Raw genomic sequence first — 26,482 nt, 5'->3', positions numbered from 1 at the left:
GCCGACGGAAGGCGGTCGGCCGTACGGCGGTCGAACGGGCACACGGACGAATGGGGAGGGGCCGGCAGCGGTGAGCGAGGAACAGAAGGGCCCGGGCTGGGGGCGCTGGCTGGTGATCGGCGTCGTGGTCGTGGCCGGACTGGGCCTCGTCCGTGGCAACGGCCACGACGGCGCGACCTCCGCCGACCCCACGCCGTCCGCCGCGGCGTCGTCCGCGCCGGCGTCCGGTGGCGCGCCGTCGGCCGCCCCCTCGGCCGCACCGTCGAAGGCCTCGGGCCGGTACGACCCCGCCGACTACGCAGCGCCGGTGCGCCGGTTCGCCGCCGAGGCCGGGGTCAACCCGCAGCTGCTGATGGCGATCCTCTACAACGAGGCGTACAAGCCGCACGACCCCGAGCTCGAACGGGCCTGGCAGCGCAGCAAGCCGGACGCCTCCTTCGGCATCGCCAACATGCACCGGGCCGCGTTCGACGACACCAAGCCCGGCCGCCCCTTCGCCTCCCGCCAGTGGGAGGAGCTCCCGGACGACCGCGACCTCGCCGTCCAGGCCGCGGCGTGGCACCTGCACGACCTCGCCGAGCAGCTCCCGGCCCACCCGGGCGTCTCGCTGAGCCGCGACGAACTCGTCGCCCTCGGCTACAACGCCGGCGCGGGCAACATGCTGGCCTTCGCCCGGGGCGTCAAGATCGGCTCCCAGGCGCAGTCCTACCTGGACCGGCTGCGCGACAACTGGACGAAGTCCGGCGAGGCCGTGAAGTAGGCCGCGCCGCCGGGCCCGTGGGGTGAAGCGGGCGGGGCCCGCCCCCGTCCGCCCGGCACGCGGCGACGGGCGGTACGCGGGCGGGCCCAGGACTGCCGACCGGTCAGACGCCCAGGCGGGCGGCCCACTTGGCGCGCCAGGCGAGCGCGTCGGCGACCCCCTCGGCGATGCCGCGGCGCGGCTGCCACTCCAGCAGCTCGCGGGCGGTGTCGACGGCGGCGTAGCAGCCGATCACGTCGCCGGGGCGCGGGCCCGCCTCGCGGACGTAGAGCCGGGCGCCGACGGCCTCCTCGAAGGCGGCGACCAGCTCGCGGACGGTGGTGCCGTCGCCCGTCCCGACGTTGATCACGCGGTAGCGGTCCGCCGCACCCGGGGCGACCACCTCGTCGAACCGCAGCAGCGCCGCGACGTGCGCCTCGGCGAGGTCCTGGACGTGGACGTAGTCGCGGATGCCGGAGCCGTCGCGGGTCGCCCAGTCGACGCCGGTCACGGTGAACGGCGCGCCGGTGGTGTGCGCCTCGATCAGCTTGCCGAGGGCGTGGGTGGGGTTGAGGTCCTGCAGTCCGGTGCGCAGCTGCGGGTCGGCACCGATCGGGTTGAAGTAGCGCAGGGCGATGACCCGCTGCCGTTGGGCCCCCTCGCCGCGGGTCCAGTCCTGGAGCACCTGCTCCATCATCTGCTTGGTGCGCGCGTACGGGCTGTTGGCGTCGACCGGGCAGCTCTCGTCGACGCGGGCGTCGGGGGTGGGCGCGTAGATGGAGGCGGAGCTGCTGAAGACGACGCGGGTGCAGCCGTGCCGCTGGAGGGACTCCAGGAGTTCGACGGTCTTGGCGACGTTCTCCCGGTAGTAGTACAGGGGCTTGGCCACCGACTCCGGTACGACGATCTTCGCGGCGCAGTGCACGGTGGCGTCGATGTCCGGGTGGTCGGCGAAGATCCGGTCGAGCAGGGCGGCGTCGGCGATGTCGCCCCGGTAGAAGATCCGGTCCTCGACGAACTCGGCCCGGCCCTTCGAGAGGTCGTCCAGCACGACCGGGGTGATCCCCCGGTCGAGCAGGGCGGACGCCACCGTGCTCCCGATGAACCCCGCCCCGCCGGTGATCAGCACCTTCTTCATCCGCGGACGCTCCCTTGCGATCGGCCGGGCGCCCGGTGGCGCCCGATGACCGAGGAGGACGTCGGTTCGTGCCCTGCTGGTTCCCCGGCGGGGCGCGCCGACGGCCGGGGGGCGGCCTGCGGCCGGGCGGTTCAGGCCCGGCGGCGACGGAACCAGAGGCCGGCACCGGTCAGCAGGACGGCCGCGACGGCGGTGCCGACGGCGGCCCAGGTGGTGGCGTCGGAGGTGGTCTCGTGCGCGGTGGCGGCCGTGGTCTCGCGGACGGGTCCGGCGGTGGCCCCCTGCGTGGCGGCGGGGCCCGAGGTGGCGGACCGGGTCGGAACGGGCGCCGGGGTCGGGGCGGTCCCGGAGCCCGTCCCCCGGGTCGGCCCGGCGGTGGGCTGGGCCGGCGTCGGGTGGGCCGCGGTGCCCGCGGGCACCGGGTCGTCGATGGCGGTCGCGTCGACGTCGAGCTCGCGCTGGGCGTGCCCCAGCGAGGGGAACGCGCACTCCACGGTCACCGTCCAGTGCCCGGCGGGGACGATCTCCCGGGTGGTGTACGTCCCCGGCTGACCCGGGACGGCGACCAGGCGCCAGGGCCCGACGGCGCGGCCGTCCGCGGCGGTGGCGGAGAGCGTTCCGGCGAACTCCTCGGTGACCGGGTCGTGGTCGTTCTCCCAGGTGGCGACGGTGCTGACGTGACCGTTCTGCTGGCCGGTGACGTCGAGGTGGACGCTGTCGCCGTGGGAGACCGCGGGCGTGGCGGCGGAGAGGACGGCCGCCGCGGCCAGGACGGCGGCGGCGAGGATCGAGCGGGTTCGCATGGCGGGACTCCTCGTGGCGGTGTGGGGAACGGGCGCGGGAAGCGGTGAGCCGGGCGCGGCCGCCACTGGGTGAGTGGCGGCCGCGCCCGGCGTGTCGGTCCGAACGGCTCACGGGCTCGGCGACTTGCGGCCGGCGGCTAGCGAGCCGGTACGACGGGCCCGCGGGCCGGCGGTCCGGCCGGCGTCACGAGGTCTTCAGCAGCGACCAGTTCTGGTACGGCTTGCCGTTCGGCTGCTGCAGCTCCAGCAGCCAACCGCCGTAGTACCAACGGTTGCTGAGCCCCAGCACCAGCGAGCCGCCGTCCGCCGTGACGGTGAAACCGCCGTCACCGGCGTTGAGCTGCCACTTCTGCGCGGCGGCGTCCGAGCACGGCTGCTGGGCGACGTACTGGCCGGCGACCGCGGCACCGCCGAGCTGCAGGCACTTGTTGGAGCGCACGGACTTGATCCGCACCGCGCCGTTCCCGGCGTCCTCGAACTGCCACTTCTGGTTGGCGTAGCCGGTGCGCTGGTAGGCGATGGCCACGGTGCCGTCGTTCATCGAGCTGCCCCACAGGTCGGCCGCCTGGCCGGTGAGGCTGTTGACCATGGTGTAGCTCGCACCCGGCTGCGGGCGGCCCGCGTCGGTGACGGTGCGGAAGGTGGCGGTGCGGCCGGGCTTGCCGACCGCACCGGCGGCGTCGCGGACGGCGACGGCCACGGTGTACGAGGTGCCGGGGGCGAGGCGGACCACGCCGACCACGGTCGAGTGGACGGTGCCGATGGTCTGGCCGTTCAGCAGGACGTCGTAGCCGGCGGCGGCGGGAGCCGCCTTCCAGCTCAGCATCACGGAGTTCTGGGTGATCTGGCTGACGCCCACGTCAGGGCCGCCGGTGCCGGTCGTCGACGTCGGAGTCGGGGTCGGCGTCGGCGTCGGGGAGCCGGTCGGCGTGGGGGTGGTGCCGCCGGTGGGCGTCGGGGTCGGAGTGGGCGTGCGGGTCGGCGTGGCCGTCGGAGTCGGGGTCGGAGTGGGCGTGGGCGTCGGGTTCGGGTTGCTGCCGCCGCCGGAGATGAGGAAGCGGTTGTTGGCGACGTTCCAGTGCGTGGTGAGGTAACTGCCCGGCGCGGGCGAGGTGTTGTAGTAGTCGTCGTGGTTGCAGTCGAGCCGGTCGTCATGGGCGCGGTCCGGGCAGACGGTCCGCATCTGCGGGTAGTTGGGTGCGTCCGAGTAGCACATGATGTCCCACTCGTCGACGCAGTGCCCGGCCTTGCTGGAGTTGGGGGCGCTGTTGTTCACCGCACCCAGGTTGTGGCCGAGTTCGTGCGCCGCGGTGCTGCCGCTCCAGCAGCCGGAGTCGGTCCGGCCGTACGAGGGGCCGAAGTTGCTGAGGTTGTCCTGGCTGGGGCGCTCGTCCCCGGCGAAGGTGCCGATCCCGCAGTACACCTTGGCGTCGGTGAACATCATGTACTTGCGGTCCTTGCGGTTGAACCCCTGCGCGGCGAGGGCCCGGTTGCTCGCGTTGAAGTCCTGGATCTCGGAGTCGGAGATCTGCACGTTCAGCACGGACGCGGTGCAGTCGGACTCGGTGACGAAGCGGACGTGCCGCTCGCCGCCGGTCTCCGCGGCACTGGCGTTGTAGATGACGTCGACGTCGGCGGCCCACTTCTTGAACGAGGGCAGGTACTGGGCGAAGCGGTCGTTGCCCGGCGAGTGCACGTACACCACCTGGACGCGGTTGCCGCTGCTGCCGTCACCGTCGCAGAGGACCTTGGACCCGGCGGGCGCGGTGGGCGCGGCCGGCGCGGCGTCCGCGGCGGCGCTGCCGGAGCCTCCGAGCAGCGTCTTCTGGGTGGCGTCCAGGACGGGCGCGCCGCCCTTCAGCAGGTCGGCGGCGGCCGGCGGCTGGGCACCGGCCGACGGGGTGAGCGCGGGCGCCTGAGCGGCCGGGGCCGCGACCGGGGCGACGTCCTGGCGGATGTCCACGCCCTTGGGCGGCACGTCCGGGCCGTGGCTGCACTGGGTGCTGCCGGTGACCTCCAGGGTGCCGCCGCAGCGGTCGCTGCTGGGCAGGCTCAGTCCGGCGTAGACCAGTCCGCGGTCGGGCTCGTCCTTGGGTATCGCCTTGAGCGGCGCGGCCTTCTGGTCGCGCTTCGGGGCGGGCGCCTGGGTGGCGCCCTCGGCGGTGCCGGTCTCGCCCGGCCCGCCGTCGTCGCCGACCAGTCCGGCCTGCGACCCCGAGCTGTCGACCGCGTCCGCCGCGGCCGTGACGGCGCTGTTCGCGCCCGTCGGCTCCAGCGCGGTGCGGATGCCGAGCGTCCCCGCCACCAGTCCGGCCGCCACTACTGCGGCGACCAGGACGCTCCTGCGGGTGAGCCTGCGGCGCTTGCGCCGGCGAAGCTCGCTGCTCCGGTGTCCCATCGCGTTCCTTTCCTCGTGCGACGACCCGCGCCCTGTGGTGAAGAGGGGCTCGGGCCTTCCGACACTCAGGAGAGCCAGTGGGACTGGTGGGAATAACAGAAACCTCTTGCGAATTTCTTCGACCAGTTCGACCGGGCCGTCGGCTCGGCGCGGTGGCATGCGAAGCACCGGGCGCCGGCCCGGCCGGCGGCGGGGATCGTCCGGTGCGGGTCAGGAGCCGGGGAGCGCGCCCGGGGCGTGTGACGGTCGACACATGACGTGCAGCGGGTGACGGCCGGTGTGACGGCCGGTGTGTGACGGGCGGCGTGACGGCCGGTCACCCCGACACGGGATCAGGCCGCAGCCTTCACGGGCCCGGGGTCGAAGGACGCCGCGACCGCGGCGGCGCCGCAGCCGCCGTGCAGCCGGGCCAGGGCGCCCGCCAGGGCGACGCGGTCCCCGGTGAGCCAGAGCCGCAGGGCCGCGGAGAGCGCGGCGCTGGCCGACCCGGCGAGCGGCCCGCCGGTGCGGGCGAGCCGCTCGCCGAGCAGCGGCAGCAGGTCCGCGACCGGCGCGGGCAGCCACAGGGTCAGGGCGAAGGGCGCGGGCCGGGCCAGGACGCGCTGCAGCGGCAGGACGGACGCGTCGTCGTGCAGGGCGGGGACGATCTCCAGCAGGCCGTCCACCGCCACGTCGGACACGTCACCGCCGTGCCCGCGCGCCAGCTCGCGCAGCAGCGCCCGCTCGGCCGCGGTGATCCGGACGGTCAGCATGACCTCGTCGCAGTCCATGGTCCCGGTCCCCTGTCGTGGAGTTCGTGGAGTGGAGTACTGGCGTACTGGGAAGTTCGTGGAAACCCGTGTGCGGTGGTGCCGTGCCGTTGTCGTGTCAGTTCCGTGCCGACAACAGGGTTCCTGCCCCGATCCGGCCGCCCGACACCGGCTCGATCAATCCGTAATGGCCGTCATAGCGGCGGTAGAGCACCCGGACCCGGTCGTCGCCGGGCCCGGTGTAGCCGACGAAGGGGCGGCCGCCGAGCCAGAGCCGGCGGGCCGCCTCGGCGAGTTCGAGCCGCGGCAGGGGCCGGCTGCCCGCGGCGCAGGCCTCCACGACACCGCTCGACGGGCAGCGGTGCACCAGGCCGTCCCGTCCGGTCGTCACGTCCGCGAAGAGGTGGAACCGCCGGTCCAGCGCGAGCAGTTCGCGCGCGGCCTGCCCCGGGGTGCGGCGGGCGAGCAGCACGGTCTTGTGCCGGGCGATCCGCCGCCGGGCCAGCGGGCGCTCGACGTACTGCGGGCGGTAGGCGCTCTCGTACGTGACGGCGAAGCCGATGTCGCCCTGCTCGCGCAGCCGGACGGCCCGCCCCGCGAGCGTCCCCAGCACCAGGTCGACGGCCTCCCGGGCCGTTCCGGTGGCCAGCTGCACCCGCAGCGGCCCGGCGTCGTCGAGTCGGACGTCCGCCTGCGCGAGCGCGGGCCGGCTGATCGACCGGTCGCGCGCCCGGGTGAGCCGCAGCCGCAGCGCGCGGGCTCCGGGGCCGAGCGCGGTGGCCGTGTCCAGCGCCCGGGCCCTGGCGTACTCGGCGTCCTCGCGCGGCAGCTCGCCGCGGATCTCCACCCGGACGTCGAGTGCGGGCCGGTGGCGCAAACGGGTCATCAGGCTCCTCCTTCTCCGCCACCATGCTGGCCCTCCCACGACCCCGCGGCGAGGGTCCAAAGACCCTGCGGCCGGGCCCCGTCGGGGACCTTCCGACCCGGGCCGTCCGCGCAGGTCAGCCCGGATCTCCGGACGGGCCCGGACGACACGGTGGGATCGGCCGTTGGAGTGATCCCCGCGCGTTCGGCGCAACGCCCGTGGAACCGGCGCGTTTGCCATGGCGAGCGCCCTGGTGCGCGCGGGGTCCGCGCTGGCCGGGCCCCGAGCCGCGGTCGGCCCGCCGGTGCCCACCCGCACCGCCCGGCGCCTGCCCCTCTGTGGAAGGTTGTGTCATGACCCTGCTGACCGAGTCCCGGAAGCGGATCGTCCCCCCGAGAAACGCGCCCCGCCCCTCCCCCCTGGCCCGGTCCGCCGTCCCGCCGCTCGCCCCCGGCGCGCTCCCCGGCCTCGGACACGCCGCCGCCCTGCTCCGCGACCCGCTCGGCTTCCTCGGCTCCCTCTCCCCCCACGGCGGCGTGGTCCGCATCCGCCTCGGACCGCGGACCGTCTGCGTGGTCACCGACGCCCGGCTGGTCCACACCCTGCTGGTCGCCCTCGCCCACGACTGCCCGCGCGGCGCCGTCCAGGACACCCTCAAGACGGCCTTCGGCGACGGCCTGCTGATGTCCGAGGGCCAGGCCCACCGCGACCGGCGCCGGATCATCCAGCCCGCCTTCGGCCCGGACCGGATGGGCGAGTACCTGGCCGTGATGCACCGGGTCACCGAGGAGCGGGCCGGGCGCTGGCACCCCGGCCAGGTCCTGGACGTGGCCAAGGAGATGAACCACCTGGCGCTGGAGATCGTCACCCGCTCGCTGTTCGGCGCCCGGCTCAGCGAGGACGCCACCCTGGCCTTCCACCGGGCGCTGCCGGACATGGTGAAGGGCCAGATCGTCCAGTCCCTCTACCCGACCCCGTCGCTCGCCCGACTGCCGCTGCCCGTCAACCGGCGCTTCGACGCCGCCGTGCGGGTGCTCAACCAGGTCGTCGACCAGGCCGTCAACGGCCCCACCGAGAGCCCGGGTTCGGAGGACGGACCCGGCCCTTCGCAGGAGGGACGCGGCGCTTCGCAGGACGGACCCGGCCCTTCGCAGGAGGGACCCGGTACCCTGCCCGCCCTGCTGCGCGCCGCGACCGACCCGGCCACCGGCTGTCCGCTCACCGAGGCCGACGTCCGCGCCGAGGCGATCACCATGTTCGGCGCCGGCACCGAGACCGTCTCCACCACCCTCACCTGGCTGCTCGACGAACTGCTGCGCCACCCCGAGGTGGAGGCGCGCGTCCTGGCCGAGCTGGACGAGCACCTGCCCGCCGGCGCCGTCCCCACGCCCGCGGCGCTGGCCCGGCTCACGTACACCAGGAGCGTCACCCAGGAGGTGGTGCGCCTGCACGCGCCCAACGCCTTCCTGATGCGCACCGCCCGCGTCCCGGTCGAACTCGGCCCGTACCGGATCCCGGCCGGCACCGAGCTGCTGTACAGCCTCACCGCGCTGCACCGCGACCCGGTGCGCTACCCGGAGCCGCTCGCCTTCCGCCCCGAGCGCTGGCAGGACGGCGGCGGCGCCGGCCGGCCGTCCTTCCTGCCCTTCGGCGCGGGCAAGCACAAGTGCATCGGGGAGGCCTTCGCCTGGGCGGAGCTGACCGTCGCGGCGGCCGCGATCCTGCGCCGCTGGCGGCCGGTGGCCGTAGCGGGCTCACGGGCCCGGGAGGTGGTGTGGACGACGGTCCAGGCGCAGGGGCTGCGCGTCCGACTGGCGCCGCGCGAGCAGCGGGCGGGCGGCGGCCGGCGGGCGGCCCGCGGGGAGCGGACGGCGGACGGCCGGGGTGCGGCATCCTCCTGCGACGAACCTGCGACAGCGGGCCGCTGTCCGTTCACCGGAGCCCCTGCGGCGAGCCCGGCGAGCCGCCCGCCCGGCGAGCTGCACGCCGCCGCACGACGACACGACGACTGGGCGGTCCGCCACGGCCTGCTCACCCCCGCGCAGCTGCCCGGCTACCGCGCCTACGCCCTGCAGGAGCTGATCGGCCGGGCCTTCCCCCGCACCCGGGGCACCGAACTCGACCTGCTGCTGGACATGCTGGGCTGGTTCACCATCCTGGACGACCGCTTCGACGGCACCCCCGGACGCCGCCCCGCCGAGGCGCACGCCCTCGTGGACCCGCTGATCTCCGTCCTCGACGGCGGCGACACCCCGCCGCAGTCCCGACTCCTCGACTCCTGGCGGGAACTGTGGGACCGCCAGAGCGCCTCGATGTCACCCGCCTGGCGCGCCCGGGCGGCCCGCGAGTGGCGGGAGTGCCTGGCCACCTTCCCCGCCGAGGCCGAGCACCGCGCCCGCGGGGCCGTGCCCGCCCACGGCCTCGGCCTGGCGGACACCATGCGGCTGCGCCGACACGGCAGCTGCCTCTACCCGTTCATGAACATACTGGAACGGGCCCACGGCGCCGAGGCCCCCGCCGCCCTGCACGCGGATCCCGCGCTGCACCGCCTGCGCGCCCACACCGCCGACGCCGCCACCCTGATCAACGACCTCTACTCGCTGGAGCGGGAGGAACGGCAGACCGCGGCCGCCTTCAACACCGTGCTCACCCTGCAGCGGGCCCGCGGCTGCACCCGCAGCCGGGCCGTCCGCGCCGTGCGGGACCGGGTGGCGGTGCTGCGCCGGGAGAGCGAGGCGCTGCGCCGCGACCTGCAGCGCCGCCACCCGGCCGGGCGCTGGTACCTGGACGGGACCAGGGAGCTCGTCGCGGGCGTGCAGGCCTGGAGCAGCACCAGCGGCCGCTACCTGGTCCCGGACGACGGGCGGCGCCGCTGAGCGACCGGGACGGGCGGCGCCGCTGAGCGACCGGGACGGGCGGCGCCGCTGAGCAACCGGCGCGGGCGGCGCCCCTGAGTAGTCGGCGCGGTCGGCGGCGCCGAGCCGGCCGTCCCGGCCGCGCTACTTCCGACCGCCGAGCGCGAACAGCAGCAGCACGAAGCCGGCGAACAGGTGCGTGGCGAAGATGTAGATGCCCGCGCGGATGAGCATCGCCTTGCGGCGCCTCTTCTCGTCGCCGATGCCGTCGCTCGTGCTGTCGCTCATGGTGGGTGGTTCTCCTCGGATCTGTCGGACGGGCCGGGCGCGGCTCAGCGGAGCTGCCGACCACCGGACGCGCGCAGCTCGGTGAGCAGCGCGCCCTGGTCGGTGATCAGCTCGGTGAGGATCCTGCGCGCCGCGCGCAGCAGGTCGGCGACGTCCGGGGTGCTGAGCGCGTACACCACGGTGTTGCCCTCGCGGGTGGCCGTGACGAGCTGGGTGCGGCGCAGCACCGCGAGCTGCTGGGAGAGGTTCGACGGTTCGACCTCGATCTCCGCCAGCAGCTCGCGCACCGGCCGGGGTCCGTCCTGGAGCAGTTCCAGGACCCGGATCCGTACGGGGTGGCCGAGGGTGCGGAAGAACTCCGCCTTGGCCTGGTACAGCGGGACCGGCATCGTCCGCGCGCCTCCCTCGGGGCCGGATCGGGTCCGGCCCGGTGGTCGTCCTGGCCGGGCGGTCCGTGCCGCGGCCGGTAGGCATCATCGCGGACAGATGAAGACTTCTTCAAGTCGTCACAGCTTGACGACTCCCGGTCACCGCGCGCACGGGCGGCCCACCGCGCACCGGCGCCCGCGCGGGGGCATGCCGACGCCGAGCCCGGGACGCTGCCAACTCCCGGGCTCGGCAGTCACGGTGACGAGCCGTCAGCAGACTACAGGCACATCGACCGTGACCGGGGACGGTCCTCGCCACATCGCCTCGACGGAGAAGGATGCGTGCACGGTCGAACCGCACGGCACCGTCGCGGTGATCCCGTCGACGCGCACCGTGCTGACCGTGAAGACGGTGCGACCGTTCACCGCGCCGAGCGAGTTGCCGCCGGCCACGTCGGCCGACAGCCGGGTGAGCAGCTCCTGCGGCGCCGGCGGCCACGGGGTGCCCGGGGACGGCGGGCCGGCCAGCCCGATCTGCCCGTAGAGCACGACGCTGTCGCCGGTGACGTCGGCGCAGACCTTGGTGGACAGGCCGGCCTGGAGGCCGGACCACCCGCAGGTGGTGACGGTGCCGGTGGCGGCGGGGGCGGCAACAGGGGCGGCGGCCGTCCGGGTCGCGGCGAGTGCGGGCACGGGCGTCGCGAACAGGGCGACGGCGCCGGCGGCGCCCGCCGTGATCGTGGCGATGCGGTTCATGGGTTGCTCCCTGGGAGACGAGGACGGTCAGAGACAGGTGGCGTGGTACATATGACATTTCATAGGCCCACAGACAGAAACTTTGCCATGCGATTCCTATGCCCGAGTGCGTTTCACCCTTGGAAGTGCCGCCTCGACCGAAACCAGACCTTCGATGGCGTGATCACCCTCGGACGGGCGAATGCCCATAACCCGCCAGGCAACGCCCGCGTTGACCCCAGGTGAACCGACTCCGCACCGCCGCCGCAGCCGTCCTCGCCACCGTCGCCCTGCTGGCCACCGCCCCGCCGCCCGCGGCACTCCTGGGCACCGAGATCCGTCGGCTCCCCACCGACGAACGCGTCCTCGCACTGACCTTCAACGCCGCCTGGAACGAGACCGGGCTCGACGCCGTCCTCAACGTCCTGCGCGACCGCGGCGTCCCGGCCGCGTTCTTCCCCACCGGCGACTTCGCCGACCGCCACCCCGGGGCGGTCCGCGCCATCGCCGCCGCCGGGCACGGCCTCGGCAACCACTCCTACAGTCACCCGCACTTCTCCGAGCTCACCGCCGACCGGGCCCGCTCCGAGGTCCGGCGTGCCGACACCGCGATCCGCCGCGCGGCCGGGACGGAACCGCTGCCGTTCTTCCGCTTCCCGTACAGCGAGACCACCCCGCAGGGCATCACCACCGTCAACGAACTCGGCTACGCCGACCTGGAGTTCACCGCCGACACGAACGGCTACCTGGGCCCCGGCCACGGCATGACGGCGGACCGCGCGGTCGAACGCGCCCTCGCCGCGCTCACCCCGGGCGCCGTCCTCCAGCTCCACGTCGGCGCCACCGACGAGGGCGGGCCGGACACCTGCCTCGACGCCGAAGCGCTCCCGCGCATCATCGACGGGGCACTGGCGCGCGGCTACCGCATCATCGACCTGCGGACGCTGCTCGACCGGTGAGCCGCGCCGGCGGGCGGACCGGGCCTCGAAGCACCAGCACCGCCCCGGCCGCCGGCCGCCCCGACGGTCAGCCGAGCGAGGCACGCAGGGCGTCGACCCGGGAGACGGCGGCGGTGAAGGCGCGGCGGTCGAGCCGGCCGTCGTCGAGGGCGGCGGCCAGGGCCACCGCGGCGTCCTCGGCCTGCTGCGGGTCACGGGCGGAGCAGAGCATCAGGTCCATCCCGGCCTCGGCGGCGGCCACCGCCCGGTCCCCGGTGTCCCCGTACGGGGCCAGCGCGCCGGCCTCCATGGCGTCGGTGACCGTCACGCCGTCGAAGCCGAGCCGCACGCGGAGCTCGCCCTGGATGACGGCGGGCGACAGCCCGGCCGGGCGTTCCGGGTCCAGCGCCGGGTACACCGCCCAGGAGGCCATCACCAGCCGCACGCCCGCCGCGATGGCGGACCGGTAGGGGGCCTCGTCGTGGGCCCGGATCCGCGCCAGCGGGGCGGTGAGGGTGACCGGGCCCTCGTCGGTGTTGGCCCCGCGGACGGCGGCGCCGAGGCCCGGGAAGTGCTTGGCGGTCGCGGCCACGCCGAGACCCTGCTGGGCGGCGAGGAAGGCGGTGCCCAACTCGGCCACCGTGGAGGGGTCCTGGCTGTAGGAGCGCTCGGCGTGGTCGATGAAGTTGTCCGGGGTGTCGTAGACGTCGAGCACCGGGGCGAGGTTGACGTTGAGGCCGGCGTCGGCCAGGTTCCGGGCGGCCCCGATCCCGGATTCGACCGCGGCGGCCGGCGGGTTCGCAGCCGACCCGGTGCGGCGGGCGGAGAGTTCGGGCGCGCCCGGCAGCCGGCGGACCTTGCCGCCCTCCTGGTCGGTCATCAGCAGCAGGGCCCGCGGCTCCGGCGCCTCGGCGGCGGCCTGCTTCAACGCGGCGACGGCCTCGGCCAGTTGCCCCGGGCCGGTGATGTTCTCACCGAACAGGATGACCCCGGCCGCGCGCCCCTCCCGGATCGTCTGCAGCACCCCGGGCGGTGGCGTCGGCCCGGCGTACGAGAGCACGATCCGCCGTCCGGCGAGCACCCGCGAGTCCTCCTGGTCCTGGGTGGCCACGGCGACGGTCCTCTCGGGGTGGGCGCTACCGGCCACGGAAGCCGATCCGTCCGGTACGGGGCCGAGCGCGGCCCCCAGGGCCGTCAGCACCACTCCGAACCGGGCGGCTCGTCGGAAGGCGGCCATCACGTCTCCTGGATCGATGGGAATGACTGGAGCGATGCAACGTCGGAGCGATGCAGCGTCGGAGCGGTTCGGTCGACGGCGGACCACGGCCCGTCAGCGTACCCGCGCCCGGCCCGCCGCTTCCCTCCCCGCACCAGCTTCGTCCGGTACTCCGATCGGCGCTACACCGCAGGGCCATAGGGTGGACGCGTGTTCGACCGACTGGAGATCAGGATCCTGCCGCCGGGCCGGCGCCTCACCGCCGAGCTGCGGGTCCGCGTCAACGACGAGGACCTGGTGGCCGAGGCAACCGGGCCCGACGGCCAGGGGCCCTGGGCCGGTCTGCTGTTCCCCGACGGCCACCCGAGCCCGCTGCACGCGACCGGCGAACCGCACCGCGTCCGCCTGGGCGAACCGGAGTGCACCGGCGGGTGCTGCGGTTACCTCTCGGCCGAGGTGCAGCGCTTCGGGAACGTCGTCCGCTGGTCCGCCTGGGAGGTGCCGGACCAGCAGTCCCGACCGCCGGAGTTCGACTTCGAGGCGGAGCAGTACGACGCCGAAGTCGCCCGTGCCGCGGCCGACCCCTGGTGGCACGCCGCCCGCTCACCCCGACCGGCGGAGCAGCCGGCCGAGGACGGCGACGCCCTCGGTGATGTCGGGCGGTGAGCCCGCCGCGTAGCCGAGGACCAGACCGGGCGGGTACGGCAGCCGGGTGTGCCAGGACAGCGGCTGGACCTTCACGCCCAGGGCCAGCGCGGCGGTGGCCAACTCGGTGTCGGTGCAGCCGGGTTCCTCCGGCAGGGTGAGCATCAGGTGGAGACCGGCCGCCGCGCCGTGGACGGTGGCGCCGGGGAGGTGGGTGCGGATGGCGGCGATCATGGCGTCCCGGCGGCGCCGGTGGCGGCGGCGCAGCAGCCGTAGGTGGCGGTCGAGTTCGCCGGATTCCATCAGCCGGGCGAGGACGAGCTGCGGCAGTACCGGGTTGCCGAGGTCGGCGAAGCGTTTGGCGTCGAGGACGGCATCCCGGAGGCGGGCGGGCACCAGCAGCCACCCGGTGCGCAGGGCGGGGGCGAGCAGTTTGGAGATACTGCCCGCGTAGCAGACCCGGTCCGGCAGCGCGGCCCGCAGCGCCGGGACGGGCGGGCGGTCGTAGCGGTGTTCGGCGTCGTAGTCGTCCTCGATGACCAGGCCGCCCTCGGCCGCCCAGCGCAGCAGTTCCCGGCGGCGGTCGCCGCCGAGGACGACACCGGTCGGGTACTGGTGGGCGGGGGTGAGCAGGACGGCCGGCGCTCCGGTGGCGCGCAGGGCGTCGACCCGGATGCCCTCGGCGTCGACCGGCACGGGCGGGGTGGCGGCGAGCCAATGGGCGAGGTGCTGCCGGGCGCCGAGCGAGCCGGGATCCTCGACGGCGACCTCGGTGATGCCCGTCCGCCCGAGGGCGCGGCCGAGCAGGGCGAGGGCCTGGGCCGTGCCGGCGACGACCAGCACCTCGTCGGGGTCGGCGCGGATGCCCCGGTTGCGGGCGAGCCAGTGGGCGACGGCCCGGCGCAGCGCCGGGGTGCCGCGGACGTCACCGTAGCCGAGGTCGGGCGCGGCGAGGCCGTCGAGGACGGCGCGTTCGGCGCGCAGCCAGGCGGCGCGGGGGAAGGCGGCGAGGTCGGGCACGCCGGGGGTGAGGTCGATCCGGGCGGGGGTGGTGCGCAGCAGGTCGAACACCTCGGGGTCGGGGTCGTCCCGGAAGAGGGCGGGCGCCGTCGGCGCCGGAGGGCGGAGCGGTTCCGGGACGGGCACGGCGGGCGGGGCCGGGGCGGCGACCACGACGGTGCCGCCCCGGCCCCGTCCGGCGATCTGCCCCTCCTCGGCGAGGCGGCGGTAGGCGTCGGTCACCACGCCGCGGGAGACGCCGAGTTCGGCCGCCAGCACCCGGCTGGCGGGCAGCCGGCTGCCGGCCGGGAGCCGGCCGTCGGCGACGGCCTCGCGCAGTCGGCGGGCGAGCCAGTCGGTGAGACCGCCCGACGGGGCGTCGGCGGTGTCGAGCTGCAGGAAGTCGGCGCCGGTCTCCCGGGGGTCTCCGGGCTCTTTGGACCTGTCGGTCAGGGTGGTTTTGGACCTGTTCACCGGACCATGGTGACGCGAGGGTGGTGGCCATGACCACGGAAACGGCCCGGCCGACACACCGGAACGAGAACGAGAACGACGGCACGACCTACGTCCACGGCTACTCGGACACCGAGGCGCGGCGCCTCGGGGACCAGGCGGACACCCTGGCCGAGTTGCTGCACGCGGGCACGGCGTACCCGGCGGGCAGCCGGGTGCTGGAGGCGGGCTGCGGGGTGGGGGCGCAGACGGTGCACCTGCTGGCCGCCGGCCCGGGGATGCTGCTGACCGCGATGGACCTCTCCGCGGACTCGCTGGCGCAGGCCCGCGCCCGGGTGGCGGCGCAGGCACCGGACGCGGACGTCAGCTGGCACCACGGCGACCTGCACCGGATGCCGTTCCCGGACGGCGCGTTCGACCACGTCTTCCTCTGCTTCGTGCTGGAGCACCTGCCCGACCCGGCGGCCGGGCTGGCCGCGCTGCGGCGGGTGCTGCGGCCGGGCGGGACGATCACGGTGATCGAGGGTGACCACGGCTCGGCCTTCTTCCACCCGCAGAGCCCGGCCGCCGGCCGCACGATCGACCACCTGGTCCGCCTCCAGGCCGCGGCGGGCGGCGACGGTCTGCTCGGCCGTCGCCTGCACCCGCTGCTGACGGCGGCCGGGTTCACGGACGTGACGGTGCGCCCGCGGACGGTCTACGCCGACGGCGGCCGCCCCGAGCTGGCGGAGGCCTTCACGCTGCGCACCTTCGTCGCCATGGTCGAGGCGGTCCGGGCGGAGGCGCTGGCCGCCGGGCTGACCACGGCGGAGGACTTCGACCGGGGCATCGCGGACCTGCGCCGCGCGGCCGAGCCGGGCGGGACCTTCCACTACACCTTCTTCAAGGCGGTCGCGGTCAACCCGTGAGGATCCGTCAGTCCGGGCTGTCCCCGAGGGTCGCCAGCAGGGTGCGCATGGCGTCGACCAGCGCGGCCGTCCGGGCGTCGTCCAGTCCCTCCAGGAGGCCGAACTCGGTGGCGAGGTGGTCGGGCAGGGCGCGGTCGATCAGGGCGTGGCCCTCGGGGGTGAGGGCGACCTCGCGGCTGCGGCCGTCCTGGTCGCTGCGGGTCCGGGTGACCAGGCCGCGGGCCTCCAGCCGGTCCAGGCGCTGGGTGATGGCGCCGGAGGTGACCATGGAGGACTGCATCAGGCCGGTGGGGGTGAGGCGGTAGGGCGGGCCGCTGCGCTTGAGGGTGGCGAGGACGTCGAAGGAGGCGGCGTCCAGGCCGTGTTCGGCGAAGGTGCGGTTGAGCGCCGCGTCCACCAGGCGGTACAGGCGCTTGAGCCGGCCGAACACCTCCATCGGGGAGACGTCGAGGTCGGGACGCTCGGCGGCCCACTGCGCGACTACGCGGTCCACATGATCTGCCACGGCACCAGGGTAGGCGATCGGACCCCGGTCCCTTAGCGGTGAGGTAACTGTGAGCCAGGTCACCCGCAGGCGACGGTGAAGAATGTCTTAGCGCTGAGATACATTGACTTAGTGCTAAGACATCGCCTCGCCATCGTGCTGGTGACGGCCCTCGCCCCCGCCGTCTGGGGGACGACGTACCTCGTCACCACCGAGCTGCTGCCGCCCCACCGCCCCCTGCTCGCCGCCGTCATCCGCTGCCTGCCCGCCGGGCTGCTGCTGATCGCCCTCACCCGCCGACTGCCGAAGGGCAGCTGGTGGTGGCGCTCCCTGGTCCTCGGCGCGCTCAACATCGGTGCGTTCCAGGCCCTGCTCTTCATCGCCGCCTACCGCCTGCCCGGCGGCATCGCCGCCACCGTCGGCGCCGTCCAGCCGCTGCTGACCGCCGGCCTTTCGGCCGCCGTCCTCGGCGACCGGCTCACCCTGCGCACCGTGCTGTCCGGCATCGCGGGCGTGGCGGGCGTGAGCCTGCTGGTCCTGCGGGCCGGCGCCGAACTCGACGCGCTCGGGGTCACCGCCGCGCTCGGCGGCGCCGCGGTCATGGCCGCCGGCGTCGTGCTCTCCAAGCGCTGGGTGTCGCCCGCCCCGCTGCTCGCCACCACCGGCTGGCAGCTCACCGCGGGCGGCCTTCTGCTGGTACCGCTCACGCTGCTCACCGAAGGCACGCCGCCGACCCACTACACCGCCGGCAACGTGCTCGGCTACGCCTACCTGTGCCTGATCGGCGCGGCCCTCACCTACGCGCTCTGGTTCCGCGGGCTCCGCTCGCTGCCGCCGACCTCGCTCTCCTTCCTCTCCCTGCTCAGCCCGGTGGTCGCGACCCTGGTCGGCTGGCTGGCGCTCGGACAGAACCTCAGCCCGCTGCAGGCGCTCGGCGCCCTGGTCGTGCTCGGTTCGCTCGTCGTCGCCCAGACCCGGCGGCCCGGCGCCACCGCCGGCTCGACGCCGGTGGCCCGCTCGGCCGCCGCACCGCCGGTGCGCGAGAACGTCTGACCCTCCCGGTCGGAGTCCCGCGCCGCAGGATCCCCACCGGTGTCCCGGACCCCGTGCCCCCGAGCCGGCGTCCCCGATCCCCCGTTCCCGATCCCGCATCCCGCGTTCCCAAGCCCGCATCCCGCATCCGGTCCGGCCCCCGGTCCGGACCCCGTCCGAGGAGAACTCCCATGCGCATCACCGTGTTCGGCGCCACCGGAAACGTCGGCAGCCGGGTCGTGGCCGAGGCGATCGCCCGCGGCCACGAGGTCACCGCCGTCGTACGGGACCCGGCCAAGCCGCACGGCCTGCCCTCCGCCGTCACCCTCGCCGTCGCGGACGCCCGCAACCCCGAGGACGTCACCCGGGTCACCGCGGGGCAGGACGCGGTGATCACCGCCACCCGCCCGGTGCCCGGCAGCGAGCACGAACTGGCCGTGGCCACCGAGGGGCTGCTGGCCGGCCTCGCCGGCACCGGCGTACGACTGCTGGCCGTCGGCGGCGCGGGCAACCTCGTCGTCCCGGGCACCGACGGCACGACCCTCGTCGAGACCCCCGGCTTCCCCGCCGAGATCCGGCCGATCGCGCTGGCCTGCGGCGAGCAGTTCGACCTCTACCGCGCGGCCGACGCCGACGTCGACTGGACGTATCTCAGCCCGGCCGCGCTGCTCGAACCGGGCGTGCGCACCGGCCGGTTCCGGCTCGGCCGGGACGAGCTGCTGCTCGACGCCGACGGCAACTCGGCGATCTCCATGGAGGACCTCGCCGTCGCCCTCCTCGACGAGGTCGAGACGCCCGCCCACCGCCGCGCCCGGTTCACCGCCGCCTACTGACGGCCGGCGGCGGCCTCCACGGGGGTGGGGCCGCCGCCGGCCACCCCCGCCCGGAGCTGGAGCCTTCCTCCGGGCGGGGGTGTAGCCAGCACCACCCCGAAGACGGCAGCACGGGTGATCGATCGTCAGGCCCGGCTCGGACAGGATCATTCCCGTGACGAACACCGCATCGACGAACCCCGCCCCGACCGCCGCCGCACCGGCCGCCACCGCCCCGGCCCGCACCACCCCGGCCGCCGCCAGGCCCCGCACCCGCCGTGCCGCGCTGGCCATGGCCGCCGCCGTGCTGACCGGCCTCGCCGTTCCCGCCACCGCCAGTGCCGACACCGCCCGCGATCCGGGCGACGCCGACCCGGCACCCGCCCGCTACACCCACCAGACGCTGAACTGGCAGCCCTGCGCCACGCAGCCCGCCCTGGACTGCGCCACCATGACCGCCCCGCGCGACTGGCACCACCCCGGTGTCGGGGCCGACCTCACCATCGCCGTCTCCCGGCACAAGGCGACCGCCGACCCGGCCAAGCGCAAGGGCACCCTGCTGATGGCGGCCGGCGGCCCCGGCGGCTCGGGCCTCCTGCGCCCGGCCGGACTGGCCACGGCCGCCCCGGCCGTCGGCGCCGCGTACGACATCGTCGGCTTCGACCAGCGCGGGGTCGGCGCGAGCACCAAGGCCGTGTGCCAGACCCCGGAGGAGTTCCAGGAGTTCCTGGCCGGCGACTACCGCGACCAGTCCCCCGCCGCGGTCGACCACGTGATCGCCGAGTCCACCAAGCTGGCCGCCGATTGCCAGGAGCGCAGCGGCGACCTGATCCCCTACCTCACCACCGAGCAGACCGCCCACGACATCGACCTGTTCCGCTCCCTGCTCGGCGAGCGCAAGCTCAGCTACTACGGCCCGTCCTACGCCACGATGATCGGCGCCTACTACGGGACGCTCTTCCCGCATCGGGTCGAGCGGATGGTGCTGGACAGCAACATCGGTTTCGACGGCACCTGGGAGAAGTTCCAGCTCGGCCAGCCGATGAGCTTCCAGCGCCGCTTCGACGAGGACTTCGTGCCCTGGCTGGCGACCCAGGACGCCACGTACCACTGGGGCACCACGCCGGAGCAGGTGCGGGCGCACTGGGAGCAGCGGCGGGCCGCGCTGCACGAGTCCCCGATCGTCGAGGGCTCGCTGACGATCGGCCCCAACCAGCTGGACAACATCGCGATCTCGGCGATCTACTCGGCGTCCCACTTCCCCGACCTCGCCCGCCTGTTGGCCGTCCTCGACAACTGGCAGACCACCGACGCCGCCACCCGGGCGGCGGTCGCGACCATGTTCAACAGCTACCTCAGCCCGGACTTCCTCGCCGAGTACTTCTCGGTGACCTGCAACGACACCGCGTGGACCAGGGACATGGACACCTGGGTGCGGCTCGGAGCCGAGAACACCGCCCGCTGGCCGCTGGTCGGCGCCCGGACGCTGGCCTTCAGCGCGGTCTGCGCCGCCTGGCCGGTCGCCCCGGCACCCAAGGTCAAGGTCACCGGCGCCCACCTGCCGACCACGCTGATGCTCAACTCGGTGCACGACCCGGCGACGTACTACGAGGCGGCGCTCGGCGCCCACCGCGCGCTGCGCGGCTCGAAGCTGGTCACCGTCACCGGGAACGGCGACCACGGCCAGTACCCCGGGACCAACTCCTGCGTCACCGACGTGGTCGAGCGCTACCTGCTGGACGACAAGGCGCCCGCGCACGACCTCACCTGCGCCCCGCCGCAGGCGGGTTGACCGCCCGGGTCAGTTCCGGGGCTTGGCGCCCAGCCGGGCGCGGAGCCAGCCGAGGCCGACGGCCATCGCGGCGAAGCCTCCGACGGCGAGCTTGATGCCGGCCTTGGCGACGAGCCAGCCGATCCCCGGGACGGCCCACCCCAGCCAGTGGAACACGGCCAGCAGCACCGCCGCACCGCACAGCGCGGCCAGGACGGTGACCACGACGGCGGCGGCCCGCGAGAGCTCCTGCGGGCCGTCTGCGTCGGAAGCGGACACCGGAACCGAACTCGACGTCGCGCCGTCCGTACCGCCGCCGGTCTCGTTCACCATGTCGTTCGTACCCCCCTCAGCCATGGGGTGATGATACGACTTCAGCGCCGGGCGTGGTGGGTGTCCCCGAGGTGCTCGCCGGTCTCGTCGTCGGGGAAGCTGACGGCCAGGGTGACGCGGTACTCGTGGACGTCGTCGCGGTGCCCCGGCACCCGGGCCCAGGCCAGCGAGTGCACCTCGGCGCCGGGGGCCTGACGGCACCAGGCGGCCGCCTCCTCCAGGGCGCGGGCGGCCGACAGTCCGGTGCACACCACGGCGGTGTACGCGGCGACCGCGACGTCCCCGCCGGAACGGCAGGTCCGCGACACGGCCCGGACGGCGGCGGCGGCCTGGGTCAGGTCACGGGCCAGGTCGTCCACCACCCGAGGGGGCGCCGGCAGGACGACTGCTCCCTCGGCGACGGTCTCCGGCAGGTTCGGGCTCACGGTCTGGACCTCCATCCGCATCATCACGCGGCACAGCATGCCGGGCGGTGATTCCTGGCATGCCCACTTTCACCAGAACGTCACCCGTCCAGGGGCGAGTTGGGAGGGCGCCCTGGTGTCCGGGGGCCCGCCCTGCTAGGGGAGGCCGACCGGGGCGCCGGGCGTTCCGGCAGGTCAGGGAGGTCGGGGGCGGGCGCCGCCGGGGAGCCCGGAACACCGCGCACGTACCACCCCCGTGCTCCGAACCGCCGGTCCGGCGCCCGCGGCGTCCGTCCCACTGCCGTTGGGCCCTTGGTCAACTCCCGGTACCGGAAGGTGATATGCCGCCGGACGCGGGTGGAGCTACCGCCGGCCACGGGACCGCTCCGGAGTGCGGTCCGCGGCGTGATCCGCGGGCCCGGGAGCGGCGCACCCCCGCTGAAGTGCCGAGTCAACCCCTCGGAGGGCCTCGGGCCGCCTCCCGGTCACCCTGTCCCTGTCAGATCGTCGTGATACTAATCGTGCGGTGGCGGGCCCCTTATCAGGTGGACGGGCACGATGACGACAGCTCAACCGTTCCGGGATCGTCCGGGCGGTGACGGGGAGGGGAATCGGATGACGGCGAGGTTCGGCAGCAGCCAGGGCGGGCGGAAGCTCCGGGTCGGCAAGCGGGTCACGGGGACGGCGGCGGCCTTCGCCGCGCTCGCCGCGCTGACCGGCTCTCAGGTGACGGGAATCGGGCTCGCCCCCGGCGCGGCCGCGGACACCGGCCCGACGAGCGGTGCCAGCGCCCCGGACACCGACCACCAGGGCACCGGCTCACCGTTCGGCACCCCCGCGCCCGGCACCGGCATTCCGGCCGACGGCGGCGGCACCCTCCAGCTCCCGCAGCCGCCCGGCTCGCTGCCGGGCGCGCCCGACGCCGGCCTGTTCGCCGCCACCGGGCCCGCCCTGCCCGCCACGGTGCTCGCCGCCTACCGCCAGACAGAGGCCTCGCTGGCGCAGCGTTCCCCCGGCTGCCACCTGCCCTGGCAGCTGCTGGCGGCGATCGGCCAGGTCGAGTCCGGCCAGGCCAACGGCGGCCAGGTGGACGCCTCCGGCACGACGCTGACCCCGATCCTCGGCCCGGCGCTGGACGGCAACGGCTTCGCCGCGATAGCCGACACCGACGGCGGCCGCTACGACGGCGACTCCCGCTGGGACCGCGCCGTCGGACCGATGCAGTTCATCCCGTCCACCTGGGCCACCTCGGGCGTGGACGCCAACGGCGACGGCAAGGCCGACCCGAACAACATCTTCGACGCCGCCGAGGCCGCCGGGCGCTACCTGTGCGCGGGCGGCCGCGACCTCTCCGACCCGGCGCAGCTCGACCGCGCGGTGCTCAGCTACAACAACTCGGGCGAGTACCTGCGGACCGTCCGCAACTGGATGGCCCACTACGGCAGCGGCACGGTGACGACCGTCCCGAACAGCCCCGGATCCTCGATACCGTCGCCCTCGCTGCCCTCGCCGTTCCTCCCGGTCCTCGGCGGCCCGACGGTCGGCGGCGGATCGGGCTCCGGCGCGACCGGTACCGGCACGACGCCCGCCCCGGCTCCGACCCAGCAGCCGACCACGCCGACCACGCCGGTGACGCCCACCCAGGACCCGTCGCCGACGGCGCAGCCGACGCCCACCACGGCGCCGACGCCCACCGGCTCGCCGTCGCCGACCGCGACGCCGACGACCACCCCGACCGGCACCCCGACGGCGACGCCCACGGGCACCCCGACCGGCACGCCCACGGCCTGCCCGGACCCGACGGCCACCGCCACCCCGACCGGTACGCCCACGGGCACGCCCACCGGGACGCCGACGGCGACGCCCACCCCGACGGGTTCCCCGTCCCCCACCGCCACGCCCACGGGCACCCCGACGGCGACGCCGACCGGCCTCCCCGGCTGCCCGACCCCGGCGCCGACCGCGACGGGCACCCCGAGCGCGGCGCCCAGCACCACCCCCAGCGCCTCGTTCTCGCCCTCGGCGGCCCCGAAGAAGTGACCTGACGACGCGCCCTGACGACGTGCCCGACGGGGGCGCGGTTCCCGGTGCGGAACCGCGCCCCCGTCGCGTCCGGTTGTCGTGTGTCCCGTCGGGCAGGTGGGGTGGACGCACGGGTCGGGTGCGCGCCCGCGGGAGCATCAGAGGTGCTTGACCAACTCCGGCATCAGGTCCTGGAAGGTCCGCCCGGTGGCGGGCTGGCCGATCGCGGTCATCTGCCAACCCGTCCCCGTGCGCTGCACCTTGGCCATGATCTGCGCGGTGTACGGGCCGCCGCCGGTGAGGGTGTAGCGCGCCAGCTCGGCGCCGGTGGTCTCGTCCACCAGCCGGCAGAAGGCCGCCTCGACCTCCTGGAAGGTCTGCCCGGTGAAGGAGTTGACGGTGAAGAGGATCTGGTCGACCTCGGCCGACACCGTCGACAGGTTGACCGTGATCGACTCGTCGTCGGTCGCGTTGCCGGAGCCGCCGACCAGGTTGTCCCCGCTGTGCCGCACCGAGCCGTCGTTGCTGGTGAGGTGCTGGAAGAAGACCACGTCGACCGGACGACCCTGGGCGAACAGCACCGCCGAGGCGTCCAGGTCGATCTCCCGGCCTGCGGCGAGCAGCTTGGCGAGGAAGCCCTTGCGTTCCGCCGCCTTCCAGCCCAGCCCCATCCGGACCAGGCTCAGCTGACCACCGCCCGGCTTCTCCAGGCTGATCTTCTGTCCCTTGGCCAGCGAAACGCTCATCGCGCCCTCCTCGTTCTGCCACCGCCGCGTGCCGCGAATCTACAGCACTGTAGAAAGTTTGTGATCATCCGACGGCGCCCTGGGAGCACCCCTACCCCGCACGCCCCCGCGCCTCACCCCCGACAACGGTCCGTACACCGAGGAAGCAGCGGCCAGGGGCCCTGCATCCGGCATCCGACGTCCGGCATCCGGCATCCGGTTAAGCCGCCGGGCCGGGAGCACCGTCACCCGGCGCCGCGCTCCAGCCGTACCAGCGCGTCCACCGCGACGCCACCCGCACCCCCACCCCTGTGCCCGGACCCGCCACCGACCGTACGGTGCACGCGCTCGGCGCGGACGGTGCGCAGTCCGAGGTCGGCGAGGTCCGCCAGGACGTCCTCCGGGGTGAAGAGCACGGCCGGGTCCTGCGGCCCGCCGACGCCCTCGGTGAGGTTGCTCAGGTCGTGCCCGACGACCAGCAGGGTGCCGCCGGGCGCGAGCGCGTCGGCGGCGCGGCGCAGCGCCGTGCGGCGGTCCCCGGCGGGCAGCTGGAGGTAGGCGACCAGGACGAGGTCGTAGCCGCCGACGGGGGCCTCGACGGCGCGGGCGTCGCCGTGGCGCCAGGTGAGCCGGTCGGCGACCTCGTCGGGCAGGTCGGCGGTGAGCCGTTCGGCCCGCTCCAGCGCGACGGCGGAGAAGTCCAGTCCGGTGACCTCCCAGCCCTGGGCGGCCAGCCAGATGGCGTTGCGGCCCTCGCCGGCGGCCAGGTCGAGGGCGTGGCCGGGGGTGCGGCCGGTCAGTTCGCGGACCACCCACTGGTTGGGTGCCGTGCCCCACACCAGTTCGCTCGCGGCGTAGCGGTCGTCCCAGTCCTGGCTGTCCATCGCGCGTCCTCCGTTCGGGGGCCTGCCGGTACGGGTCAACCTACCGGGCGGCCGCAACGGAGAGGGGGCGGGCGGACGGTCCGCGTGGGCCGTCCGCCCGCCCGGATTCTCCCGATGCCCGGGAGCACCGGGGCCGGCCCCTCCCGGAGGGGATCAGCCCTTGAGGTCCAGCGACGGGAAGAGGTCCTCGAACGGCTGGGTGGTCACCGAGACGCTGCGGGCGAACGGGTCGTCGAAGTCCCAGATCATGAACAGCAGGAAGGCGATCAGCACGCTGAAGCAGAGCGCCAGCGTCAACTCCCTTGGTGTGCGCCGGATCTGCAGGGCGAACAGCATGCCGACGGTCACCACCGCACCGCCGATCAGTCCGAACCAGACGATCCCCGGCATCGTCGAGCCGGCGTTCTGACCACGCGCCTGGCGGGCCTCGGAGGCCTGGCTGATCCGGTCCATGATCGGCTGGTAGGCCTGGGACTCCAGGTCGGAGGCCGGCGGCCGGGTGGCGACGTCGGTCTGCAGCTTCTGCAGCAACTGGTCGCCCTTCTCGGAGATCCCGCCGTTCTCGCGCATGTAGTCCCACTCGGTGTTCACCACGTACGTGACGTAGGCGTCCACGTCGGCCCGGACCTGGTCGCGGAACTCGACCGGGTAGACCACCGCCCGGTCGCTCACATCGCGCAGGGACTGCGCCTCGCGGAACAGGTCGTCCTGGGCGACGCCGCGCGCCTCCCAGACGCCCGCGATGGCGAGGCCCAGGACGATCGCGTAGACCACCCCGATCATCATCGTGATGTACTCGATGACGTCCGGGGTCTCGTCGGTGTTCTCCTCTGCGGCGCCCACCCGGCGGTTCCTCAGCAGGACCACCGCCACCACGACGGCACAGGCCGACGCCATGGCGATGGTCAACGCCACCCACTCGGACATGGGAACTCCCTTCTCTGGCTTGGCTTGTGACGAAACGAAAAAGGTCTGGGCAGGCCCGGGCCGACGGACGTCGCAGGATCGGACGGCGGGCGGCGGGGCCGCGGCCGGTCAGGACCGGCCCGAACCGCCTCGGCCTCGGCCCTGGCCTCGACCCGGGCGGAGGGCCGCCGCCGCGAGCACACCGGGCACCATGATCAGCAGCAGCGTGGTGGTCATCGGGGCGCCGTGGTGGCGCTGCGGCATCGCCACCGGCAGCGCCGCCGGGGCGCGGAACGCCGGTCGCGGCGCGGGGGCCGGCCACGGCGCGCTCGGGCGCGCCGGGCTCGACGGGACGGGGCTCGGGGCCGCCGGGACCGGGGCCGCGGGAACGGCGGGCGGCGGCGGATCGGCAGGCGCGGGCGGCGGCGGGGCCGGGGCGGGCGGCGGCGGGGCGGCAGGCGCGGGCGCGGGTGGCGGCGGCGCGGGGGGCGACGGCGGGGTCGGCGTGGGGGTGGGTGTCGCGGTCGGCGACGGCGTACGCGTCGGCGTGGGAGTGGGGGTCGGGGTCGGCGTACGCGTCGGCGTGGGAGTCGGGGTCGGGGTCGGGGTCGGCGTACGCGTCGGCGTGGGGGTCGGAGTCGGGGTCGGACACGGGTGCGGGTGGTGGTGGTGCCCGGCCGGGGGCTTGTGGTCGTCGTGGTGTCCGGTGCCGGCGTTCGGGGCGACGCTGACGCCGACCTGGACGTCCACGCCCACCCCGACGCCCACGCTGCCGCCCGGCCCCACCGACACCGACACGTCGGTCCGGGTGCAGACGCAGGTGTCGACGGACGTGCCGTGCGGGTGCCCTCCGTGGCGTTCGGCCCCGGACGCGGTCGCGCCGGTGACCAGTGCGCACATCGCGACCACGCCGACCGCGGCACCGGCCAGCCGCGCCCGCCGCCCGGAGGCCGCCGCCCCACCGCCGTGCAGCGGTATCCGTCGTAACTGCCGACGCTGGGACATGGGCTCC

General features: G+C 75.0%; 26 protein-coding genes. 9 read left to right on the top strand and 17 right to left on the bottom strand.

The window, feature by feature from the left end; translation table 11 throughout:
* The first annotated feature begins 70 nt into the window (after positions 1–70).
* Positions 71–760 (top strand): lytic transglycosylase domain-containing protein, encoded by a 690-nt coding sequence (locus tag ACIGG8_RS07335; RefSeq protein WP_396546258.1) that lies wholly within the window; start codon positions 71–73, stop codon positions 758–760.
* Between the two features lie 103 nt (positions 761–863).
* On the opposite strand, the gene galE is transcribed toward ACIGG8_RS07335, so the two are convergent.
* The 5 genes from galE to ACIGG8_RS07310 form a co-directional block, all read right to left on the bottom strand.
* Positions 864–1,877: a UDP-glucose 4-epimerase GalE gene (galE, locus tag ACIGG8_RS07330; protein ID WP_396546257.1), complete on the bottom strand. Its 1,014-nt coding sequence runs from the start codon at positions 1,875–1,877 to the stop codon at positions 864–866.
* A gap of 131 nt (positions 1,878–2,008) precedes the next feature.
* Positions 2,009–2,680 carry a hypothetical protein gene (locus ACIGG8_RS07325; RefSeq protein WP_396546256.1) on the bottom strand — a complete coding sequence of 224 codons (672 nt, stop codon included), beginning with the start codon at positions 2,678–2,680 and terminating at the stop codon, positions 2,009–2,011.
* 184 nt (positions 2,681–2,864) lie between these two features.
* Entirely contained in the window at positions 2,865–5,078 is a 2,214-nt protein-coding gene (locus tag ACIGG8_RS07320) for an RICIN domain-containing protein (protein ID WP_396546255.1), read from the bottom strand.
* Between the two features lie 332 nt (positions 5,079–5,410).
* Positions 5,411–5,848 (bottom strand): hypothetical protein, encoded by a 438-nt coding sequence (locus tag ACIGG8_RS07315; RefSeq protein ID WP_396546254.1) that lies wholly within the window; start codon positions 5,846–5,848, stop codon positions 5,411–5,413.
* A 97-nt stretch (positions 5,849–5,945) separates the two neighbouring features.
* Positions 5,946–6,713, bottom strand: a complete 768-nt coding sequence (locus ACIGG8_RS07310; RefSeq protein ID WP_350520914.1) for a sigma 54 modulation/S30EA ribosomal C-terminal domain-containing protein — start codon at positions 6,711–6,713, stop codon at positions 5,946–5,948.
* A gap of 332 nt (positions 6,714–7,045) precedes the next feature.
* Here ACIGG8_RS07310 and ACIGG8_RS07305 point away from each other — a divergent pair, with 332 nt between their 5' ends.
* A complete protein-coding gene (locus tag ACIGG8_RS07305; RefSeq protein ID WP_396546253.1) occupies positions 7,046–9,568 on the top strand; it encodes a cytochrome P450 in 2,523 nt (840 codons plus the stop codon).
* Between the two features lie 123 nt (positions 9,569–9,691).
* Here the strand turns inward: ACIGG8_RS07305 and ACIGG8_RS07300 are convergent, their stop codons facing one another.
* The 3 genes from ACIGG8_RS07300 to ACIGG8_RS07290 form a co-directional block, all read right to left on the bottom strand.
* Complete coding sequence (locus tag ACIGG8_RS07300) at positions 9,692–9,835, bottom strand: DUF6126 family protein (protein WP_396546252.1); 144 nt, start codon at positions 9,833–9,835, stop codon at positions 9,692–9,694.
* A gap of 44 nt (positions 9,836–9,879) precedes the next feature.
* Positions 9,880–10,224 (bottom strand): metalloregulator ArsR/SmtB family transcription factor, encoded by a 345-nt coding sequence (locus tag ACIGG8_RS07295; protein WP_350520917.1) that lies wholly within the window; start codon positions 10,222–10,224, stop codon positions 9,880–9,882.
* 249 nt (positions 10,225–10,473) lie between these two features.
* Complete coding sequence (locus tag ACIGG8_RS07290; RefSeq protein ID WP_396546251.1) at positions 10,474–10,959, bottom strand: hypothetical protein; 486 nt, start codon at positions 10,957–10,959, stop codon at positions 10,474–10,476.
* Positions 10,960–11,180: 221 nt separating this feature from the next.
* On the opposite strand from ACIGG8_RS07290, the gene ACIGG8_RS07285 reads away from it, so the two are divergent.
* Positions 11,181–11,897, top strand: coding sequence for a polysaccharide deacetylase family protein (locus ACIGG8_RS07285; RefSeq protein ID WP_396546250.1), 717 nt, complete (start codon positions 11,181–11,183; stop codon positions 11,895–11,897).
* Positions 11,898–11,964: 67 nt separating this feature from the next.
* Here ACIGG8_RS07285 and ACIGG8_RS07280 read toward each other — a convergent pair whose 3' ends face one another.
* The gene (locus ACIGG8_RS07280) at positions 11,965–13,113 is read right to left on the bottom strand and encodes a glycoside hydrolase family 3 N-terminal domain-containing protein (protein WP_396546249.1); all 1,149 of its coding nucleotides are present in this window, start codon (positions 13,111–13,113) and stop codon (positions 11,965–11,967) included.
* A gap of 189 nt (positions 13,114–13,302) precedes the next feature.
* Here ACIGG8_RS07280 and ACIGG8_RS07275 point away from each other — a divergent pair, with 189 nt between their 5' ends.
* Positions 13,303–13,758: a hypothetical protein gene (locus ACIGG8_RS07275; RefSeq protein WP_396546248.1), complete on the top strand. Its 456-nt coding sequence runs from the start codon at positions 13,303–13,305 to the stop codon at positions 13,756–13,758.
* On the opposite strand, the gene ACIGG8_RS07270 is transcribed toward ACIGG8_RS07275, so the two are convergent.
* Positions 13,696–15,210 carry a PLP-dependent aminotransferase family protein gene (locus ACIGG8_RS07270; protein ID WP_396546247.1) on the bottom strand — a complete coding sequence of 505 codons (1,515 nt, stop codon included), beginning with the start codon at positions 15,208–15,210 and terminating at the stop codon, positions 13,696–13,698. The two genes, ACIGG8_RS07275 and ACIGG8_RS07270, sit on opposite strands and share 63 nt — an antisense overlap.
* A gap of 29 nt (positions 15,211–15,239) precedes the next feature.
* On the opposite strand from ACIGG8_RS07270, the gene ACIGG8_RS07265 reads away from it, so the two are divergent.
* Positions 15,240–16,097 carry a methyltransferase domain-containing protein gene (locus ACIGG8_RS07265; protein WP_350520924.1) on the top strand — a complete coding sequence of 286 codons (858 nt, stop codon included), beginning with the start codon at positions 15,240–15,242 and terminating at the stop codon, positions 16,095–16,097.
* Between the two features lie 7 nt (positions 16,098–16,104).
* Here the strand turns inward: ACIGG8_RS07265 and ACIGG8_RS07260 are convergent, their stop codons facing one another.
* Positions 16,105–16,602 (bottom strand): MarR family transcriptional regulator, encoded by a 498-nt coding sequence (locus tag ACIGG8_RS07260; RefSeq protein ID WP_350520925.1) that lies wholly within the window; start codon positions 16,600–16,602, stop codon positions 16,105–16,107.
* A gap of 111 nt (positions 16,603–16,713) precedes the next feature.
* Here ACIGG8_RS07260 and ACIGG8_RS07255 point away from each other — a divergent pair, with 111 nt between their 5' ends.
* The 3 genes from ACIGG8_RS07255 to ACIGG8_RS07245 all read left to right on the top strand — a co-directional run bounded on the left by ACIGG8_RS07255 (position 16,714) and on the right by ACIGG8_RS07245 (position 20,217).
* Positions 16,714–17,634: an EamA family transporter gene (locus ACIGG8_RS07255; protein WP_396546246.1), complete on the top strand. Its 921-nt coding sequence runs from the start codon at positions 16,714–16,716 to the stop codon at positions 17,632–17,634.
* A gap of 170 nt (positions 17,635–17,804) precedes the next feature.
* Complete coding sequence (locus ACIGG8_RS07250; RefSeq protein ID WP_396546245.1) at positions 17,805–18,446, top strand: NAD(P)-dependent oxidoreductase; 642 nt, start codon at positions 17,805–17,807, stop codon at positions 18,444–18,446.
* A gap of 154 nt (positions 18,447–18,600) precedes the next feature.
* Positions 18,601–20,217, top strand: coding sequence for an alpha/beta hydrolase (locus tag ACIGG8_RS07245; protein WP_396546244.1), 1,617 nt, complete (start codon positions 18,601–18,603; stop codon positions 20,215–20,217).
* 9 nt (positions 20,218–20,226) lie between these two features.
* On the opposite strand, the gene ACIGG8_RS07240 is transcribed toward ACIGG8_RS07245, so the two are convergent.
* Positions 20,227–20,553 carry a hypothetical protein gene (locus ACIGG8_RS07240; RefSeq protein ID WP_396546243.1) on the bottom strand — a complete coding sequence of 109 codons (327 nt, stop codon included), beginning with the start codon at positions 20,551–20,553 and terminating at the stop codon, positions 20,227–20,229.
* Between the two features lie 17 nt (positions 20,554–20,570).
* Positions 20,571–20,981, bottom strand: coding sequence for a hypothetical protein (locus ACIGG8_RS07235; RefSeq protein ID WP_350520930.1), 411 nt, complete (start codon positions 20,979–20,981; stop codon positions 20,571–20,573).
* Between the two features lie 567 nt (positions 20,982–21,548).
* On the opposite strand from ACIGG8_RS07235, the gene ACIGG8_RS07230 reads away from it, so the two are divergent.
* Positions 21,549–22,973, top strand: a complete 1,425-nt coding sequence (locus ACIGG8_RS07230) for a lytic transglycosylase domain-containing protein (RefSeq protein WP_396546242.1) — start codon at positions 21,549–21,551, stop codon at positions 22,971–22,973.
* A gap of 140 nt (positions 22,974–23,113) precedes the next feature.
* On the opposite strand, the gene ACIGG8_RS07225 is transcribed toward ACIGG8_RS07230, so the two are convergent.
* The 4 genes from ACIGG8_RS07225 to ACIGG8_RS07210 all read right to left on the bottom strand — a co-directional run bounded on the left by ACIGG8_RS07225 (position 23,114) and on the right by ACIGG8_RS07210 (position 26,475).
* On the bottom strand, positions 23,114–23,701 hold the full coding sequence (locus tag ACIGG8_RS07225; protein WP_350520932.1) for a TerD family protein: 588 nt from the start codon (positions 23,699–23,701) through the stop codon (positions 23,114–23,116).
* 224 nt (positions 23,702–23,925) lie between these two features.
* Positions 23,926–24,564: a class I SAM-dependent methyltransferase gene (locus tag ACIGG8_RS07220; RefSeq protein WP_350520933.1), complete on the bottom strand. Its 639-nt coding sequence runs from the start codon at positions 24,562–24,564 to the stop codon at positions 23,926–23,928.
* A gap of 153 nt (positions 24,565–24,717) precedes the next feature.
* The gene (locus tag ACIGG8_RS07215) at positions 24,718–25,491 is read right to left on the bottom strand and encodes a hypothetical protein (protein WP_396546241.1); all 774 of its coding nucleotides are present in this window, start codon (positions 25,489–25,491) and stop codon (positions 24,718–24,720) included.
* Positions 25,492–25,599: 108 nt separating this feature from the next.
* Complete coding sequence (locus ACIGG8_RS07210; RefSeq protein WP_396546240.1) at positions 25,600–26,475, bottom strand: hypothetical protein; 876 nt, start codon at positions 26,473–26,475, stop codon at positions 25,600–25,602.
* Between the last annotated feature and the right edge of the window lie 7 nt (positions 26,476–26,482).

The sequence above is a fragment of the Kitasatospora sp. NPDC085464 genome (assembly GCF_044541955.1).
Classification (GTDB): Bacteria; Actinomycetota; Actinomycetes; order Streptomycetales; family Streptomycetaceae; genus Kitasatospora.
Note: the sequence above shows the minus strand (reverse complement) of the source record. Positions and strands in the feature narration are given on the sequence as shown.